We start from the raw sequence: 15,080 nt of genomic DNA on the forward strand, positions 1-15,080 counted from the left end.
GTGCTGATTCTGCGAACATGCCCTGCATGGACGTCATCGACCACGGTCACGTTCTCGGGGAGACGCCTGACATCCGTCGGTTGCGCGAGCAGTCCGACGAGGTCGAGCGTCTCGTGGGGGACCTGGCCGCAAGCAAGGCCCGGGGGGGTGACGAGGTGCGGCCGGTGGTCGGCCTCGGCGCCCTGGTCGGCGAGCTGAAGCGGCTCGAGCCGACGGCGACCCGTGTGTCCCGGGTGCTGCAGCCCGACTACTCCTACGACCCCGAGGACCCGGGCGTCGAGCTGGTGCAGCGCGCGGAGGCCCGCGGGGTGGAGCAGCGGCTGATCACCTCGCCGCACTCGCTGCGCACCCACCCGCTGCTGAGCTCGATCTTCCCGCGGGTGCTGAGCGGCCCGGTCTTCCTCCGCGCCATGGTCATCGACGAGACGGCGGCGCTGATCGGCGGCCGGCCCGACGCGTTCGGCAACCGGGTCTCGTGGAGCACCCGCTCGCCCCAGGTGATCGCCGCGGTGCTCGACGTGTGGCACGCCACGGTCAAGCTGTGCCGGCCGGCGCTGGCGCCGGGGGAGCAGCCCCCGTTGACGCGGCGTCAGCTCGACGTCGCCCGGCTGCTGTGCATCGGCGAGAAGGACAAGTCGATCGCCCGGCTGCTCGACCTGTCGGCCCGCACGGTCGAGCGCGAGGTCAGCGCGATCCTGCGCGCGCTGCAGGCCACCAGCCGCACGGAGGCGGTGCTGCTGATGCGCGGCCGGGGCGTCAACGGCGGCTGGGCGGAGACGACGGACCCGGTCGGTCCCTGAGCCGGCCGATCGCGAGCCGAGCCTCCTCGGGGCGGCACACCTCGCAGCCGAGCCGGCGCGCGTGCGACACCACCTCGCGCTGGGCGCGGAGCAGGTGCAGCCCTCGCCGCAGCAGCACCCACGGCGGCTTGCGGCGCTCGCTCAGGTCGCGGGAGAGACGTCGGGCGAAGGTGAGGGCCGGGTGCTGCGTCACGCAGTACGCCGCGGCGAGCAGCCCGCGACGCCGGCACTCCGCGACCACCTCCTGCGCGAAGATCCCCTCGGCCACGACCAGCGGGGCACCGGCCAGCTCGACGACGCGGTGGCCGGTGCGGGCGTTGGCCGCGATCTCGTAGACCGGCGCGTCGACGGAGCCGGTGCGGCACAGCTCCTCGAGGGCCTGGACCGCGGCGTCGTGGTTCCACGAGGCGGGGGCGTCCCAGTCCACGACGGGGTCACCACCGGCGAGGTCGAGCACCGGCAGCGTCGGGTCGTCGCCGTCCTTGTAGAAGTCGTCGAGCCGCAGCACCGGCAGCCCGAGCCGCTCGGCGAGCCGCGACTTGCCCGAGCCCGAGGGGCCGGCGAGGACGACGACGCGGGCGAGCAGCGGGGAGTCGGGCACTCAGAGGCCCATCGGGTGCCAGACCGTCTTGGTCTCCAGGAAGTCGGTCATCCGGTCCAGGCCCGGGGTGGCCAGCCAGTCCTCCGCGGCCGGGCGGCGGACGCGCTTGAGGTTGTCGGCGGCCGCGATCTCCAGGTTGCGGGCGGCCTCGGGGTCCTCGACGCCGGTGAGATCGATGGCGTCGACGTCCATGTGGGAGGCCAGCCACGGCGCGATCTCGTCCTGCGGCCCGGTGAGCACGTTGACGACGCCGGCCGGCACGTCGGAGGTCGCCATCACCTCGCCCAGCGTGATCGCGGTGAGCGGGTGCGGCTGGCTCGCGACCACGACGCAGGTGTTGCCGGTCGCGATCACCGGGGCGACCACGCTGACCAGTCCGAGCAGCGGCCCGGCGGGGGCGAGCACGGCCACGACGCCGGTCGGCTCGGGCGCGGAGTGGTTGAGGTAGGGCCCGGACACCGGGTTGGCGCCCCCGACCACCTGGGCGAGCTTGTCCGACCACCCGGCGTACCAGACGAGCCGGTCGATCGCCGCGTCCACGTAGGTGCGCGCCCGCGAGGCGGTGATCCCCTCGGCGGTCCGCAGCTCGGCCTCGAACTGGTCGCGGCGGCTCTCCAGCACCTCGGCGACGCGGTAGACGACCTGCCCCCGGTTGTACGCCGTGCGGCCGGACCAGCCGTCGAAGGCCTTGCGGGCGGCGACGACCGCGTCGCGGGCGTCCTTGCGCGAGGCCCGGGACGCGTGGGCCCAGAACCGGCCCTTGGCGTCCTCGACGGCGTAGGAGCGCCCCGACTCCGAGCGGGGGAAGGCCCCGCCGAGGTAGAGCTTGTAGGTCTTGCGTACGTCGGCGCGCGTCATCGCTCGCTGCCCTTCAGGTAGGGGGCCAGGCCGTGCCGGCCGCCCTCGCGGCCGTAGCCCGACTCCTGGTAGCCGCCGAACGGGCTGGCCGGGTCGAACTTGTTGAACGTGTTGGACCACACCACGCCGGCGCGCAGCCGGGCCGCGGTCCACAGGATGCGCGAGCCCTTGTCGGACCAGACGCCGGCCGAGAGGCCGTACGGCGTGTTGTTGGCCTTGGCGACCGCCTCCTGCGGCGTCCGGAAGGTCAGCACCGACAGCACCGGCCCGAAGATCTCCTCGCGGGCGATCCGGTGGGCCTGGCTGACCCCGGTGAACAGCGTCGGGGCGAACCAGCTGCCCTTGGTGGGCAGCTCGCACGGCGCCGACCAGCGCTCCGCGCCCTCGGCCTCGCCGACGCCGACCAGCTCCTGGATGCGACCGAGCTGCTCGGGGGAGTTGATCGCGCCGACGTCGGTGTTCTTGTCGAGCGGGTCGCCGACCCGCAGGGTGGCCATCCGGCGCTTGAGCCGCTCGAGGACCTCCTCGGCCACCGACTCCTGGACGAGCAGCCGCGAGCCGGCGCAGCAGACGTGGCCCTGGTTGAAGAAGATGCCGTCGACGATGCCCTCGACGGCCTGGTCGACCGGGGCGTCGTCGTAGACGATGTTGGCGGCCTTGCCGCCGAGCTCGAGCGTCACCTTCTTGGTGGTCCCGGCGACGCTGCGCGCGATCGCCTTGCCGACCTCGGTCGAGCCGGTGAAGGCCACCTTGTCGACGTCGTCGTGCGAGACCACCGCGTGGCCGGTCGCGCCGGCGCCGGTCACGATGTTGACCACGCCCGGGGGCAGGTCGGCCTGCTGGCAGATCTCGGCGAACAGCAGCGCGGTCAGCGGCGTGGTCTCGGCGGGCTTGAGCACGACCGTGTTGCCGGCGGCCAGCGCGGGTGCGACCTTCCAGGCCAGCATCAGGAACGGGAAGTTCCACGGGATCACCTGGCCGGCGACGCCGAGGGACTCCGGACGGGTGCCGAGGCCGGCGTGCTCGAGCTTGTCGGCCCAGCCGGCGTAGTAGAAGAAGTGCGCGGCGGCCGTCGGCACGTCGACGTCGCGCGCCTCCTTGATCGGCTTGCCGTTGTCGAGGGTCTCCAGCACCGCGATCTCGCGGGCCCGCTCCTGCACCAGCCGGGCGATCCGGAAGAGGTACTTGCCGCGCTCGCTGCCGCTCATCCGCGACCACACCCGGGTGTGCGCCCGCCGGGCGGCCTTGACCGCGTCGTCGACGTCGCGCTCGTCGGCCTCGGCGACCTCGGCGAGCACCTCCTCGGTGGCGGGGTCGGTGGTCTTGAACGGCGTGCCGCGTCCGTCGACGAACTCGCCGTTCACGAACAGGCCGTACGACGCCCGCAGCGTCACCGCCGACCGCGACTCGGGGGCGGGGGCGTACTCGAAGGTGGCCATCGTCAGTCCATCGTCACGTAGTCGGGACCGCTGTAGCGGCCGGTGGTCAGCTTGGTGCGCTGCATCAGCAGGTCGTCGAGCAGGCTGGAGGCGCCGAAGCGGAACCAGTCGGGGTCCAGCCAGTCGGGGCCGGCGACCTCGTTGACCATCACGAGGTGCTTGACCGCGTCCTTGGTGGTGCGGATGCCGCCGGCGGGCTTGACGCCCACCTGCTGGCCGGTGGCGAGGCGGTAGTCGCGCACCGCCTCGAGCATCACCAGCGTCACCGGGAGGGTGGCCGCGGGCTGCACCTTGCCGGTCGAGGTCTTGATGAAGTGGGCTCCGGCCATCATCGCCAGCCAGCTGGCCCGGCGTACGTTGTCGTAGGTCTGGAGCTCGCCGGTCTCGAGGATCACCTTGAGGTGGGCGCTCTGCCCGTTCGGCAGGGCGCAGGCCTCCTTGACCGCCACGATCTCGTCGTGGACGTCGAGGTAGCGGCCGGTGAGGAACGCGCCGCGGTCGATGACCATGTCGATCTCGTCGGCCCCGGCCTCGACGGCGTCACGGGTGTCGGCCAGCTTGACGTCGAGCGCGGCGCGGCCGCTCGGGAAGGCGGTCGCGACCGACGCGACGTGCACGCCGGAGCCCCTGAGGGCGTCGACGGCGTGGGGGACCATGTCGGGGTAGACGCACACCGCCGCGGTCGCGGGGCAGGTGGGATCGGTGGGGTCGGGCCGCTGGGCCTTGGCCGACAGCGCGCGGACCTTGCCGCGGGTGTCCGAGCCCTCCAGCGTGGTCAGGTCGACCATCGAGATGGCGAGGTCGACGGCGTACGCCTTGGAGGCGGCCTTGATCGAGCGGGTGCCGAGGCCGGCGGCACGCTGCTCGGCACCGACCTGGTCGACCCCGGGGAGGCCGTGCAGGAAGCGGCGCAGCGCGGCGTCGGAGGACGTGGCGTCGAGCAGCGGGGCCGGTGCGGCCGCAGCCAGGTCGGCCGGGGCGTCCGTGGGAGTCACCGAGCGATCGTAGGTGAGGCCAGACCCGGGCGCACATCGGTGGTGGCCCGGGTCCGGCGTCAGGGGGCGGGGTGTCCCGCGGGGAGGGTCAGCCCTCGAGCGACGCGTCCAGCGTGATCTCGACGCCGGTCAGCGCCTTGCTCACGGGGCAGCCGGCCTTGGCGTCCTGCGCGGCCTTCTCGAAGCCCGCGGCGTCGAGGCCCTCGACCTCACCGACGACGGTGAGCTTGATGCCGGTCAGCTTGAAGCCGCCGTCGGCCTTGTCCGGGCCGAGCGAGACCTCGGCGGTCACGTCGAGCGACTGCGGGGTGCCGCCGGCCTCGGCGATCAGCGCGGAGAGCTGCATGGCGTAGCAGGACGAGTGCGCCGCGGCGATGAGCTCCTCGGGGCTGGTGGTGCCCCCGGCCTCGTCGGCCGCGCGCTTGGGGAAGGAGACGTCGTAGGTGCCGACCTTGGAGCTGCTGAGCTCGACCTGGCCCGAGCCCTCCTGCAGCGAGCCGTTCCAGGCGGTGCGAGCGGTACGAGTGGGCATGGTGCTCTCCTTCGGGTCGGGGATGAGGTCCCGTGCACTTGTCTTGTGCACAAGATAATCGTAGGCACGTTAAGATGGGCGCACAAGTAGTTCAGCGGAAAACTTTCTCCACGGAGGTCTTCATGAGCGTGACGACCGGCGACGCACAGGTGCGCGGCCTCGACGAGCTGCTGTGCTTCGACCTGTACGCCGCGTCGCGCGCGGTCACGGCGTTCTACCGGCCGCTGCTCGACGAGCTGGGCCTGACCTACCCGCAGTACCTCGTGCTCGTGGCGCTGCCCGCCGAGGGCGCGGTGGCGGTGAAGCAGATCGGCCACGACCTCGAGCTCGACCACGGCACGCTCACCCCGTTGCTGCGGCGCATGGAGCAGGCCGGGCTGCTGACCCGGCGTCGCAGCACCGCCGACGAGCGCCGGGTCGAGGTGGCGCTGACCCCGGAGGGCCGCCGGTTGCGGCTGCGGTTCGACGACGTGCAGTGCAAGGTCGGCGACGCGGTCGGCCTCGACGACGCGGAGTTCCGGGCCCTGCAGGCCTCCCTGGTGCGGCTGACCCGCGCCGTTCGTCGTGCCGCGGAACCGCCCGCGCGAGGTTAGCGATCGCTAACCTCGCGGGGCTACGATGCCCCGCATGACCTTCGAGCTCTCCGAGGACCACGAGTCGTTCCGTCGCGTCGTGCGTGACTTCGCCGAGAAGGAGATCGCCCCCCACGCCGCGCAGTGGGACCGCGACCACCACTTCCCGGTCGACGTGGTGGCCTCGATGGGGCAGCTCGGGCTGTTCGGCCTGACCGCTCCGGAGGAGTTCGGCGGCGCGGGCGAGGACGGCGACTTCACCTCGCTGTGCGTGGCGATCGAGGAGATCGGCCGCGTGGACCAGTCGCTCGGCATCACGCTCCAGGCGGGCGTCGGACTCGGCATCAACCCGCTCCTGGAGTACGGCACCCAGGCCCAGAAGGAGCGCTGGCTGCCCGACCTCGTCGCCGGCACCGCGCTCGCCGGCTTCGGGCTGACCGAGCCCGGCGCGGGCTCCGACGCCGGCGCCACCCGCACCAGGGCCGAGCTCGACGGCGGCGAGTGGGTCGTCAACGGCGCCAAGCAGTTCATCACCAACTCCGGCTCCTCGGTCACCAGTGTGGTCACCGTGACCGCCCGCACCGGCGAGCGGCCCGACGGCCGTCCGGAGATCTCGGCGATCATGCTGCCCAGCGGCACGCCCGGCTTCACCGCCGAGAAGGCCTGCGACAAGCTCGGCTGGCACGCTTCGGACACCCACCCGCTGTCCTTCGCCGACGCCCGCGTGCCCGAGGACCACCTGCTCGGCGAGCGGGGCCGCGGCTACGCGCAGTTCCTCGCCACCCTCGACGACGGCCGCGTCGCCATCTCGGCGCTCTCGGTCGGCTGCATCCAGGCCTGCCTCGACATGGCGCTGGCCTACGCGGGGGAGCGCCAGACCTTCGGCGGCCCGATCGGCCGCAAGCAGGGCGTCGCCTTCCAGATCGCCGACCTCGAGGTGATGCTCCACGCCAGCCGCGGCCTGACCTACCGCGCCGCGGCCCTCAAGGACGCCGGCGCCCCGATGAAGCAGTTCAAGCAGGCGGCGGCCGTCGCCAAGCTCTACTCCACCGAGTCGGCCGTCACCGCCACCCGGATCGCCACGCAGGTCTTCGGCGGCTACGGCTTCATGGAGGAGTACCCCGTCGCCCGCTTCTACCGGGACGCCAAGGTCCTCGAGATCGGCGAGGGGACCTCCGAGGTGCAGCGGATGCTGATCGCGCGAGGGCTGGGGCTCCCGGTCGAGTAGGGGGTCGAGCTCCCCGGCGCGCTCGTCCGCCCGGACTTGGACGGGTCGGGGGTTGGTGGGCTGCTGGGGCCCGGTCGTCCACGTGCGTCGTCCGCTCGCGGGGCGGCGTACGTCCGATGACGCTGGGGCGGCGGGGGCGGCGATCGGCGTACGACGTGTCGGTGGGGCGTGTGCGTCCTCGACCGGCCGTGTAGGCGACGCTGTTGTCCCACTCACGGGCAGTTTCACCGGCCAGCCGGGGAAACTGCCCCCCGAGCTGTCCGTACGCCGACCCGCGGGCCTGCCGGGTCGGCGTACGTCGGACGAGTGCCGCGTCAGCGTCGCGCCGGGGGCCGTGCGACGACGCTGGTGTAGCAGTGGCGGGGCATCGGTCGACGTACGGCATCTCGGTGGGACGTGTGCGTCGCCGACCGGCCCTGTCGACGACCCTGCGTCCCACTCGCGGGCAGTTTCACCGGCCAGCCGGGGAAACTGCCCAGCCGAGTTGTCCGTGCGCCGACCCGCTGACCGGCTGGTTCGGCGTACGTCCGACGAGTGCCACGTCAGCGTCGCGCCGGGGACCCTGCGACGACGCTGGTGTGGCAGTGGAGGGCAACGGCCGACGTACGGCATCTCACTGGCAGGTGAGCGTCCTCGACCGGACCTGTCGACGACCCTGGCGTCCCACTCACGGGCAGTTTCACCGGCCAGCCGGGGAAACTGCCCTCGTCACCCCGGAGCAGACCAGAAGTCCGTCCAGGTGAAGCCGAGCTCGTCGAACATCAGGCGCAGGAGGGGGAGGCTGATGCCGACGACGTTGTGAGGGTCGCCGGTGACGCCGGAGACGAAGGCGCCGCCGAGGCCGTCGAGGGTGAAGGCGCCGGCGACGGCGAGGGGCTCGCCGGTGGCGACGTACGCCGCGATCTCCTCGTCGGTGACGTGGGCGAAGCGCACCTGGGTGGCCGTCGACCGGGCCAGCCAGACCTCGCGGTGGGTGTCGATGACGCAGTGGCCGGTGTGCAGGACGCCGGAGCGGCCGCGCATCTGCTGCCAGCGGCGGGTGGCCTCGGCCTCGGTGCCGGGCTTGCCCAGGATCTCGCCGTCGATGGAGAGCACGGAGTCGCAGCCGATGACCAGGGCGCGCTTCTCGTGCGAGGCGACCGCGACGGCCTTGAGCTGGGCCAGGCGCATCGTGAAGTCGGCCGGGCCGGTCTTGGGCACGGAGTCCTCGTCGACGCCGCTGACCACGACCTCGGGCGACAGCCCGGCGTCGCGGAGCGTCTTCAGCCGCGCCGGGGAGGCGGAGGCGAGGACGAGCTTGGGGACGCGGGCCACGTCAGCGGGCGCTGGCGCGCCAGGCGCCGGGTCCGTGGCGGTGCGGACCGCGCACCAGGCGGTGGCGGGCCGACCACTCCGAACGGGGTGCGGGGGAGTCGGACGCGCCGCCCGACCCGGCGGCCGCGACGACCGCGACCAGGGCCGCGAGCTCCTCGGGCGAGGGGTTGCCGGACACGACGCGCAGGAGCGGCGTGGTCTCGACGGGCTCGACCGACGAGCCCGGCGACCCGGGCTCGACCGACGAGCCGGATGACCCGGGCTCGACCGACGAGCCGGATGACCCGGGCTCGACCGACGAGCCCGACGAGCCCGACGACCTGGGCCCGACCGACGAGCGCGACCCCGACGACACCGACGACCCGCTCACAGCGGGATGTTCCCGTGCTTCTTGGGCGGCAGCGTCGCGCGCTTGGTGGCCAGCAGCCGCAGCGCCCGGACCACCTCGATGCGGGTCTCGTGGGGCGCGATGACCGCGTCGACGTAGCCGCGCTCGGCGGCGACGTAGGGGTTGGCCAGCGTGTCCTCGTACTCCGCGATCAGCTCGGCGCGGCGCTGGTCGACCGCGTCGGAGGAGCCGCCGTCGTCGGCGATCGCCTTCAGCTCCTTGCGGTAGACGATGTTGGCCGCGCCCTGCGCGCCCATCACCGCGATCTGCGCGGTCGGCCAGGCGAGGTTGATGTCGGCGCCGAGGTGCTTGGAGCCCATCACGTCGTAGGCGCCGCCGTAGGCCTTGCGGGTGATGATCGTGACGAGCGGGACGGTGGCCTCGGCGTAGGCGTAGATCAGCTTGGCGCCGCGCCGGATGATGCCGTTCCACTCCTGGTCGGTGCCGGGCAGGAAGCCGGGCACGTCGACGAAGGTGAGCACCGGGATGTTGAAGGCGTCGCAGGTGCGCACGAAGCGCGCGGCCTTCTCGGAGGCGTCGATGTCGAGGGTGCCGGCGAACTGCATCGGCTGGTTGGCCACGACGCCGACCGACGTGCCCTCGACCCGGCCGTAGCCGACCACGATGTTGGGCGCGAAGAGCTCCATCACCTCCAGGAACTCGCCGTCGTCGACGACACCCGCGATGACGGTCTTCATGTCGTAGGGCTGGTTGGCGCCGTCGGGGATGACGGTGTCGAGCTCGCGGTCCTCGTCGGAGACCTCCATCGAGGCGGGGTCGTCGTACGTCGGGGGCTCGTCCATGTTGTTCTGCGGGAGGTAGGACAGCAGCGCCTTGGTGTACTCCAGGGCGTCGGCCTCGTCGGTGCCCATGTAGTGGGCGTTGCCCGACTTGGTGTTGTGGGCACGGGCGCCGCCGAGGTCCTCCATCGTGACGTCCTCGCCGGTGACGGTCTTGATGACGTCGGGGCCGGTGATGAACATGTTGGAGGTGCCGTCGACCATCACGGTGAAGTCGGTGACGGCGGGGGAGTAGACGTGGCCGCCGGCGCAGGAGCCCATGATCAGGCTGATCTGCGGGATGACGCCCGAGGCGTGCACGTTGCGGCGGAAGATCTCGCCGTAGAGCCCGAGGGAGACCACGCCCTCCTGGATGCGGGCGCCGGCGCCCTCGTTGATGCCGATGATGGGGCAGCCGGTCTTCATGGCGAGGTCCATCACCTTGGTGATCTTCTCGCCGTAGACCTCGCCCAGCGAGCCGCCGAAGACGGTGAAGTCCTGGGAGAACACGCACACCTGACGGCCGTCGATGGTGCCGTAGCCGGTGATCACGCCGTCGCCGTAGGGCCGGTTCTTCTCCAGCCCGAAGGCGACCGAGCGGTGCCGGGCCAGCTCGTCGAGCTCGACGAAGGAGCCCTCGTCGAAGAGCATCTCGATGCGCTCGCGGGCGGTCTGCTTGCCCTTGGCGTGCTGCTTCTCCACGGCCTTGGCCGAGCCGGCGTGGACGGCCTCGTCGATGCGCCGCTGGAGGTCGGCCAGCTTGCCCTGGGTGGTGTGGATGTCGATGTCCTCGGGGACGTCCGTGCCTTCACCGGGTTGTGCGCTCAACGTCGGGCTCCTCGTGGGTCGTCGCGGCCGTGTCCTGGCCAGCCTCGCGTGCGTGCGCCAATCTAGACGGCATGAACGCCGAGCAGCCACGCCGCCCACCCCTCGACGCGGCCGCCGTGGGCGCCACCGGCCGCTGGCGGGTGGAGGTGGTGGAGAGCTCCGGGTCGACCAACGCCGACGTCGCGCAGCGGTACGCCGCGGGCGAGGCCGAGGGACTGGTGCTGGTGGCCGAGCACCAGACCGCGGGCCGCGGCCGGCTCGGGCGCGAGTGGGTCAGCCCGGCCCGCAGCTCGCTGACGGTGTCCTTCCTGCTCGTGCCCGCCGCCGACGTCGCCCCCGTCCGGTGGGGCTGGCTGCCGCTGGCGACCGGGCTGGCCACCGCGGCCGCCGTACGCCGCACGACGGGGGTCGACGTGGCGCTGAAGTGGCCCAACGACGTGCTCGCCGACGACGGTCGCAAGCTCGGCGGCATCCTGCTCGAGCGGGTCGACCGCGACGGCACGCCCGCCGCCGTGATCGGGATCGGCCTGAACTGCACCCAGACGGCCGACGAGCTGCCCGTGCCCGAGGCGACCTCGCTCGCGCTGGCCGGAGCCGCCGACGTCGACCGGGCCACGGTGCTGGGCGCGCTGGTCGAGGAGCTCGACGGGCTGCTGGAGGGGTGGGCCGGGGGCGAGGACCTGCGGGCGGCGTACGTCGGGGAGTGCTCGACCCTCGGTCGGGAGGTGCGCGTCACCGTGCCGGGCGGGGAGGTGCTGGGCGAGGCCGTCGACGTCGACGCGGACGGCCAGCTGGTGGTCCGCACCGCCTCGGGCGAGCAGCACCTGGGCGCCGGGGACGTGGTCCACGTCCGCCCCACCGACGCCTCGTGACGGGAGCGCGCCGCAAGCCCCCCGAGGCCCCCCACGGCGGTGGCATGATCGCGCTGTGGTGATCTCCTCCAAGCTCCTCGACGACGGCGAGCGGGTCCTCGTGGGCACCCGCACCCACGTCAAGGCGCTGCTGCTCCCCGCGCTGGTGCTGGTCGTGGTGGCGGGCCTGGCGGGGTTCCTGAGCACCCTGCCCAGCGGCGAGCGTGCCGGCACCTGGCGCCTGGTGATCTGGGTCGTGGCGCTGCTGGTGGTGCTGTGGCGGAGCGTGCTGCCCTTCTTGCGCTGGCTCTCGACGACCTACGTCTTCACCGACCGGCGGCTGATCACCCGCACCGGGCTGCTGACCCGCACCGGCCACGACATCCAGCTCAACCGGATCAGCGACATCACCTACGAGAAGGGCTTGCTCGACCGGGCCCTGGGCTGCGGCACGCTGGTCATCTCCGACGCCAGCGAGATGGGGATCCGGCTGCCCGACATCCCCCGGGTCGAGCAGACCCAGCTCGCCGTCAGCCGGCAGCTCTACCGCTCCTCGAGGCCGCATGACGACGCCTGAGGACCTCGAGCGCGCGATCCTCGGCGCCGTCCCCGGACTCACCGGCGAGGAGATCTCGGCGCGCGCGGGCCTGACCCGCGAGCAGTCGCAGCGGCTCTGGCGGGCGCTGGGGTTCCCCGAGGCCGGGGGCAGCGCGGCGTTCGGCGCCGCCGACGAGGAGGCGCTGCACCGGGTCGCCTCGATCCTGGGGGAGGGCAGCATCGACTTCGAGACGGTGCTGCGGATGACGCGCGCCCTGGGGCAGACCATGGACCGGCTGGCCGAGTGGGAGGTGGCGACCATGGCCACCGCGCTGGAGCGCCACGAGGGCGAGGAGCCCCGCACCGAGGAGGCGCTGCGGCTGATCCGGGACATCGGGCCCGACTTCGAGGCGCTGCTCGCCTACGTCTGGCGCCGCCACCTCGTGGCCGCGGTCGCCCGCGTCGAGTCCGTCGAGGCCGCCGACGAGCAGGTCGCCGAGGCCACGGTCGGGTTCGCCGACCTCGTCAGCTTCAGCGCGCTGACCAACCGGCTCCGCGACGACGAGATCGGCGACCTCGTCGAGGTCTTCGAGGGCCGCAGCCACGACGTCGTCTCGCGCTGGCGCGGTCGGGTGGTCAAGACCCTCGGCGACTCGGTGCTCTTCATCGCCCCGACGCCCAGCGACGCGGTGGAGATCGCGTGGGACATCGTCAAGGTCATCGGCGGCGACAAGCGGCTGCCCGACGTGCGCGTCGGCCTGGTCACCGGCTCGGTGGTGATGCGGATGGGCGACGTCTACGGCCCCGCGGTCAACCTGGCCGCGCGGCTCACCGGGGTGGCGCGCCGCAACCGGGTGATCACCGACGTGCACACCGCCTCGGTGCTGCCGACGGACCGCTTCGAGATGCGCACGCTGCCCGCGCGACCGGTGCGGGGCTTCGGCGACCTGCAGCCCGTCGCCGTACGCCGCAGCCCGGCCTGACCAGGCCCGCCGAGCACCTCACAGGAAGTCGGCGGGGTCGAACTCCTCGATGGCGAGGACGCGGATGCGCGGCAGCCTCGTCTTGAAGGCGTTGACGTCGTACTCCAGGTCGAGGAACTCCAGCCCGCGGGCCTCCAGCGCCCGGAAGCCGGCGTTGCGGAACTCCTGGAAGGCCATCTGGCCGACGCGGCGGGTGCCGACCAGCTCCTCCATCTGCGGGATGAAGTCGCCGTCGTTGCTGACCAGGACGACGTCGTCGTCGCGGTCGCGCAGCGCCTCGAGGGTGCGCTGGATGGCGATGTCGACGACCTTCTCGGCCGGACCGCCCCGCAGCGGCACCGGGCGGTAGCCGATGCTGATCAGCGCCTGCACGAAGCTCATCGGCAGCTCGTCCTTGACCGCCAGGAAGAACAGTCCGCTGACCGGCTGGCCCCACTGCGCCTCGGCGTACGTCAGCAGGCGCTCCCAGCGGGGCCGCTCCTCGGGGTTGGGCCGCCGGCCGAAGACCGACGCCCCGAGGGTGGCGTCGATGTTCTCGCCGTCGACCAGGACGTACGTCGTGCGCGCGCTCTCGCTGCCGCCACCGCTCATGGGCCGACCCTATGCCCGGCAGACCCCGACGACCCCGGATCGGTAGGGTCACCGCGTGGCAACCCTCGCTCCCACCGTCGCCGTGATCGGGGGCGGCCAGCTCGCCCGCATGATGGCCGAGCCGGCGGCCGCGCTCGGCATCCCGCTCCGCCTGCTCGCCGAGGCCGAGGGGGTCAGCGCCGCGCAGGTCGTGCCCGACCACTCCGTCGGCGACTACACCGACCTCGACACGCTGCGTCGCGTCACCGAGGGCTGCGCGGTGGTCACCTTCGACCACGAGCACGTCCCGACCGACCACCTGCACGCCCTCGAGGGCACGCTGCCGGTGCGCCCGGGGCCCGACGCGCTGGTGCACGCCCAGGACAAGGCCGTGATGCGTGCCCGGCTCGCCGAGCTCGACGTGCCGTGCCCGCGCAACGCCGTGGTGGCCTCGGTCGCCGACGTCGAGGCGTTCGGGCTGCCGTGCGTGCTCAAGACGACCCGCGGGGGCTACGACGGCAAGGGCGTGTGGTTCGTCGGCAGCGCCGAGGAGGCCGAGGCGGTCTTCGCCACCGCCGCCGAGCAGGGCCGCACCGTCCTGGCCGAGGAGCGCGTCGACTTTCGCCGCGAGCTGTCGGCGCTGGTCGCGCGCTCGCCCTCGGGCCAGCTGGCGGTCTGGCCGGTCGTGGCCTCCACCCAGCGCGACGGCATCTGCCACGAGGTGGTCGCGCCGGCCCCCGACCTCGACCCGGAGCTCGCCGTGGAGGCGCAGCGGGCCGCGATGCGGATCGCCGGCGAGCTGGGGGTGACCGGCGTGCTGGCCGTCGAGCTGTTCGAGACCCACGACGGGCGGATCCTCGTCAACGAGCTGGCGATGCGGCCGCACAACACCGGCCACTGGACCCAGGACGGTGCGGTCACCAGCCAGTTCGAGAACCACCTGCGGGCCGTGCTTGACCTGCCGCTCGGGGCGCCCGACGCCCGCGAGCGCTGGACGGTGATGGTCAACATCCTCGGCGGCGAGCGCGAGACGGGCAGGCTGTACGACGGCTACCCCCACGCCATGGCCCGCGACCCCCGCCTCCGGGTGCACCTCTACGGCAAGGAGTTGCGGCCCGGTCGCAAGGTCGGCCACGTCAACGCCTACGGCGACGATCTCGAGGACTGCCTCGAGCGCGCCCGCCACGCCGCGGCGTGGTTCGCCGGCGACCTCGGTGAGGAGTCCGAATGACCACCCCAGCACGACACTCGCTGCGCTCGCGTCGCACCGGGGACCCCGGATGAGCGACCAGCAGCCCCGCGTGGGCATCGTGATGGGGTCCGACTCCGACTGGCCGACGATGCAGGCGGCCGGCGAGGCGTGCGCGGAGTTCGACGTCGCCTTCGAGGCCGACGTGGTCTCGGCGCACCGGATGCCCGACGAGATGCTGGCCTACGGCCGCGAGGCCGCCGGCCGCGGGATCCAGGTCATCGTCGCGGGTGCCGGCGGTGCCGCCCACCTGCCGGGCATGCTCGCCGCGGTCACGCCGCTGCCCGTGATCGGCGTGCCGGTCGCGCTGAAGTACCTCGACGGCATGGACTCGCTGCTCTCCATCGTGCAGATGCCCGCCGGCGTCCCGGTCGCGACGGTCGCCGTCGGCAACGCCCGCAACGCCGGGCTGCTGGCCGTGCGCATCCTGGCCGCCTCCGACGCCGGACTGCAGCAGCGGATGGTCGAGTTCCAGGCGCGCCTGCGCGACGCCGCGCACGCCAAGGGCCAGGTCGTGCGCGACGCCGCGTCGGGCGGGCGGCGTACGGGCTTCTAG

General features: G+C 73.0%; 17 protein-coding genes. 8 read left to right on the forward strand and 9 right to left on the reverse strand.

The window, feature by feature from the left end; all coding sequences use genetic code 11:
- Positions 1-26 precede the first annotated feature (26 nt).
- Complete coding sequence (locus ASG49_RS04650) at positions 27-800, forward strand: helix-turn-helix transcriptional regulator (RefSeq protein WP_056537663.1); 774 nt, start codon at positions 27-29, stop codon at positions 798-800.
- On the opposite strand, the gene ASG49_RS04655 is transcribed toward ASG49_RS04650, so the two are convergent.
- The 5 genes from ASG49_RS04655 to ASG49_RS04675 all read right to left on the reverse strand — a co-directional run bounded on the left by ASG49_RS04655 (position 757) and on the right by ASG49_RS04675 (position 5,225).
- Positions 757-1,401: a uridine kinase gene (locus tag ASG49_RS04655; protein ID WP_235561900.1), complete on the reverse strand. Its 645-nt coding sequence runs from the start codon at positions 1,399-1,401 to the stop codon at positions 757-759. The two genes, ASG49_RS04650 and ASG49_RS04655, sit on opposite strands and share 44 nt — an antisense overlap.
- Entirely contained in the window at positions 1,402-2,259 is an 858-nt protein-coding gene (locus ASG49_RS04660) for an aldehyde dehydrogenase (protein ID WP_056537666.1), read from the reverse strand.
- Positions 2,256-3,698: an aldehyde dehydrogenase family protein gene (locus ASG49_RS04665; protein ID WP_056537669.1), complete on the reverse strand. Its 1,443-nt coding sequence runs from the start codon at positions 3,696-3,698 to the stop codon at positions 2,256-2,258. Before ASG49_RS04665 ends, ASG49_RS04660 begins: the two co-directional genes overlap by 4 nt.
- A 2-nt stretch (positions 3,699-3,700) precedes the next feature.
- Positions 3,701-4,693, reverse strand: a complete 993-nt coding sequence (deoC, locus tag ASG49_RS04670) for a deoxyribose-phosphate aldolase (RefSeq protein WP_200936197.1) — start codon at positions 4,691-4,693, stop codon at positions 3,701-3,703.
- Positions 4,694-4,781: 88 nt separating this feature from the next.
- Entirely contained in the window at positions 4,782-5,225 is a 444-nt protein-coding gene (locus ASG49_RS04675; RefSeq protein WP_056537672.1) for an OsmC family protein, read from the reverse strand.
- A 122-nt stretch (positions 5,226-5,347) separates the two neighbouring features.
- On the opposite strand from ASG49_RS04675, the gene ASG49_RS04680 reads away from it, so the two are divergent.
- Positions 5,348-5,818, forward strand: coding sequence for a MarR family winged helix-turn-helix transcriptional regulator (locus ASG49_RS04680; protein ID WP_056537675.1), 471 nt, complete (start codon positions 5,348-5,350; stop codon positions 5,816-5,818).
- A gap of 34 nt (positions 5,819-5,852) precedes the next feature.
- Positions 5,853-7,025: an acyl-CoA dehydrogenase family protein gene (locus ASG49_RS04685; RefSeq protein WP_056537677.1), complete on the forward strand. Its 1,173-nt coding sequence runs from the start codon at positions 5,853-5,855 to the stop codon at positions 7,023-7,025.
- 708 nt (positions 7,026-7,733) lie between these two features.
- Here ASG49_RS04685 and ASG49_RS04690 read toward each other — a convergent pair.
- The 3 genes from ASG49_RS04690 to ASG49_RS04700 all read right to left on the reverse strand — a co-directional run bounded on the left by ASG49_RS04690 (position 7,734) and on the right by ASG49_RS04700 (position 10,334).
- Complete coding sequence (locus ASG49_RS04690; protein WP_056537679.1) at positions 7,734-8,339, reverse strand: nucleoside triphosphate pyrophosphatase; 606 nt, start codon at positions 8,337-8,339, stop codon at positions 7,734-7,736.
- Position 8,340: 1 nt separating this feature from the next.
- The gene (locus ASG49_RS19570) at positions 8,341-8,517 is read right to left on the reverse strand and encodes an acyl-CoA carboxylase epsilon subunit (protein WP_235561901.1); all 177 of its coding nucleotides are present in this window, start codon (positions 8,515-8,517) and stop codon (positions 8,341-8,343) included.
- Positions 8,518-8,705: 188 nt separating this feature from the next.
- Complete coding sequence (locus ASG49_RS04700) at positions 8,706-10,334, reverse strand: acyl-CoA carboxylase subunit beta (protein WP_056537681.1); 1,629 nt, start codon at positions 10,332-10,334, stop codon at positions 8,706-8,708.
- Positions 10,335-10,405: 71 nt separating this feature from the next.
- Here ASG49_RS04700 and ASG49_RS04705 point away from each other — a divergent pair, with 71 nt between their 5' ends.
- Genes ASG49_RS04705 through ASG49_RS04715 form a run of 3 tightly spaced genes read left to right on the forward strand, consistent with a single transcriptional unit; the run spans position 10,406 to position 12,705 of the window.
- Positions 10,406-11,206, forward strand: a complete 801-nt coding sequence (locus ASG49_RS04705; RefSeq protein ID WP_056537683.1) for a biotin--[acetyl-CoA-carboxylase] ligase — start codon at positions 10,406-10,408, stop codon at positions 11,204-11,206.
- Between the two features lie 55 nt (positions 11,207-11,261).
- Positions 11,262-11,762: a PH domain-containing protein gene (locus tag ASG49_RS04710; RefSeq protein ID WP_056537686.1), complete on the forward strand. Its 501-nt coding sequence runs from the start codon at positions 11,262-11,264 to the stop codon at positions 11,760-11,762.
- Complete coding sequence (locus ASG49_RS04715; protein ID WP_056537689.1) at positions 11,749-12,705, forward strand: adenylate/guanylate cyclase domain-containing protein; 957 nt, start codon at positions 11,749-11,751, stop codon at positions 12,703-12,705. The genes ASG49_RS04710 and ASG49_RS04715 overlap by 14 nt, the downstream gene beginning before the upstream one ends.
- 18 nt (positions 12,706-12,723) lie before the next feature.
- Here the strand turns inward: ASG49_RS04715 and ASG49_RS04720 are convergent, their stop codons facing one another.
- Positions 12,724-13,296, reverse strand: a complete 573-nt coding sequence (locus ASG49_RS04720; protein WP_056537693.1) for an NYN domain-containing protein — start codon at positions 13,294-13,296, stop codon at positions 12,724-12,726.
- 55 nt (positions 13,297-13,351) lie between these two features.
- On the opposite strand from ASG49_RS04720, the gene ASG49_RS04725 reads away from it, so the two are divergent.
- Positions 13,352-14,506, forward strand: a complete 1,155-nt coding sequence (locus ASG49_RS04725; protein WP_082533778.1) for a 5-(carboxyamino)imidazole ribonucleotide synthase — start codon at positions 13,352-13,354, stop codon at positions 14,504-14,506.
- Between the two features lie 49 nt (positions 14,507-14,555).
- Positions 14,556-15,080: a 5-(carboxyamino)imidazole ribonucleotide mutase gene (purE, locus tag ASG49_RS04730; RefSeq protein WP_056537696.1), complete on the forward strand. Its 525-nt coding sequence runs from the start codon at positions 14,556-14,558 to the stop codon at positions 15,078-15,080.

The sequence above is a fragment of the Marmoricola sp. Leaf446 genome (assembly GCF_001424755.1).
Taxonomy (GTDB): domain Bacteria; phylum Actinomycetota; class Actinomycetes; order Propionibacteriales; family Nocardioidaceae; genus Marmoricola.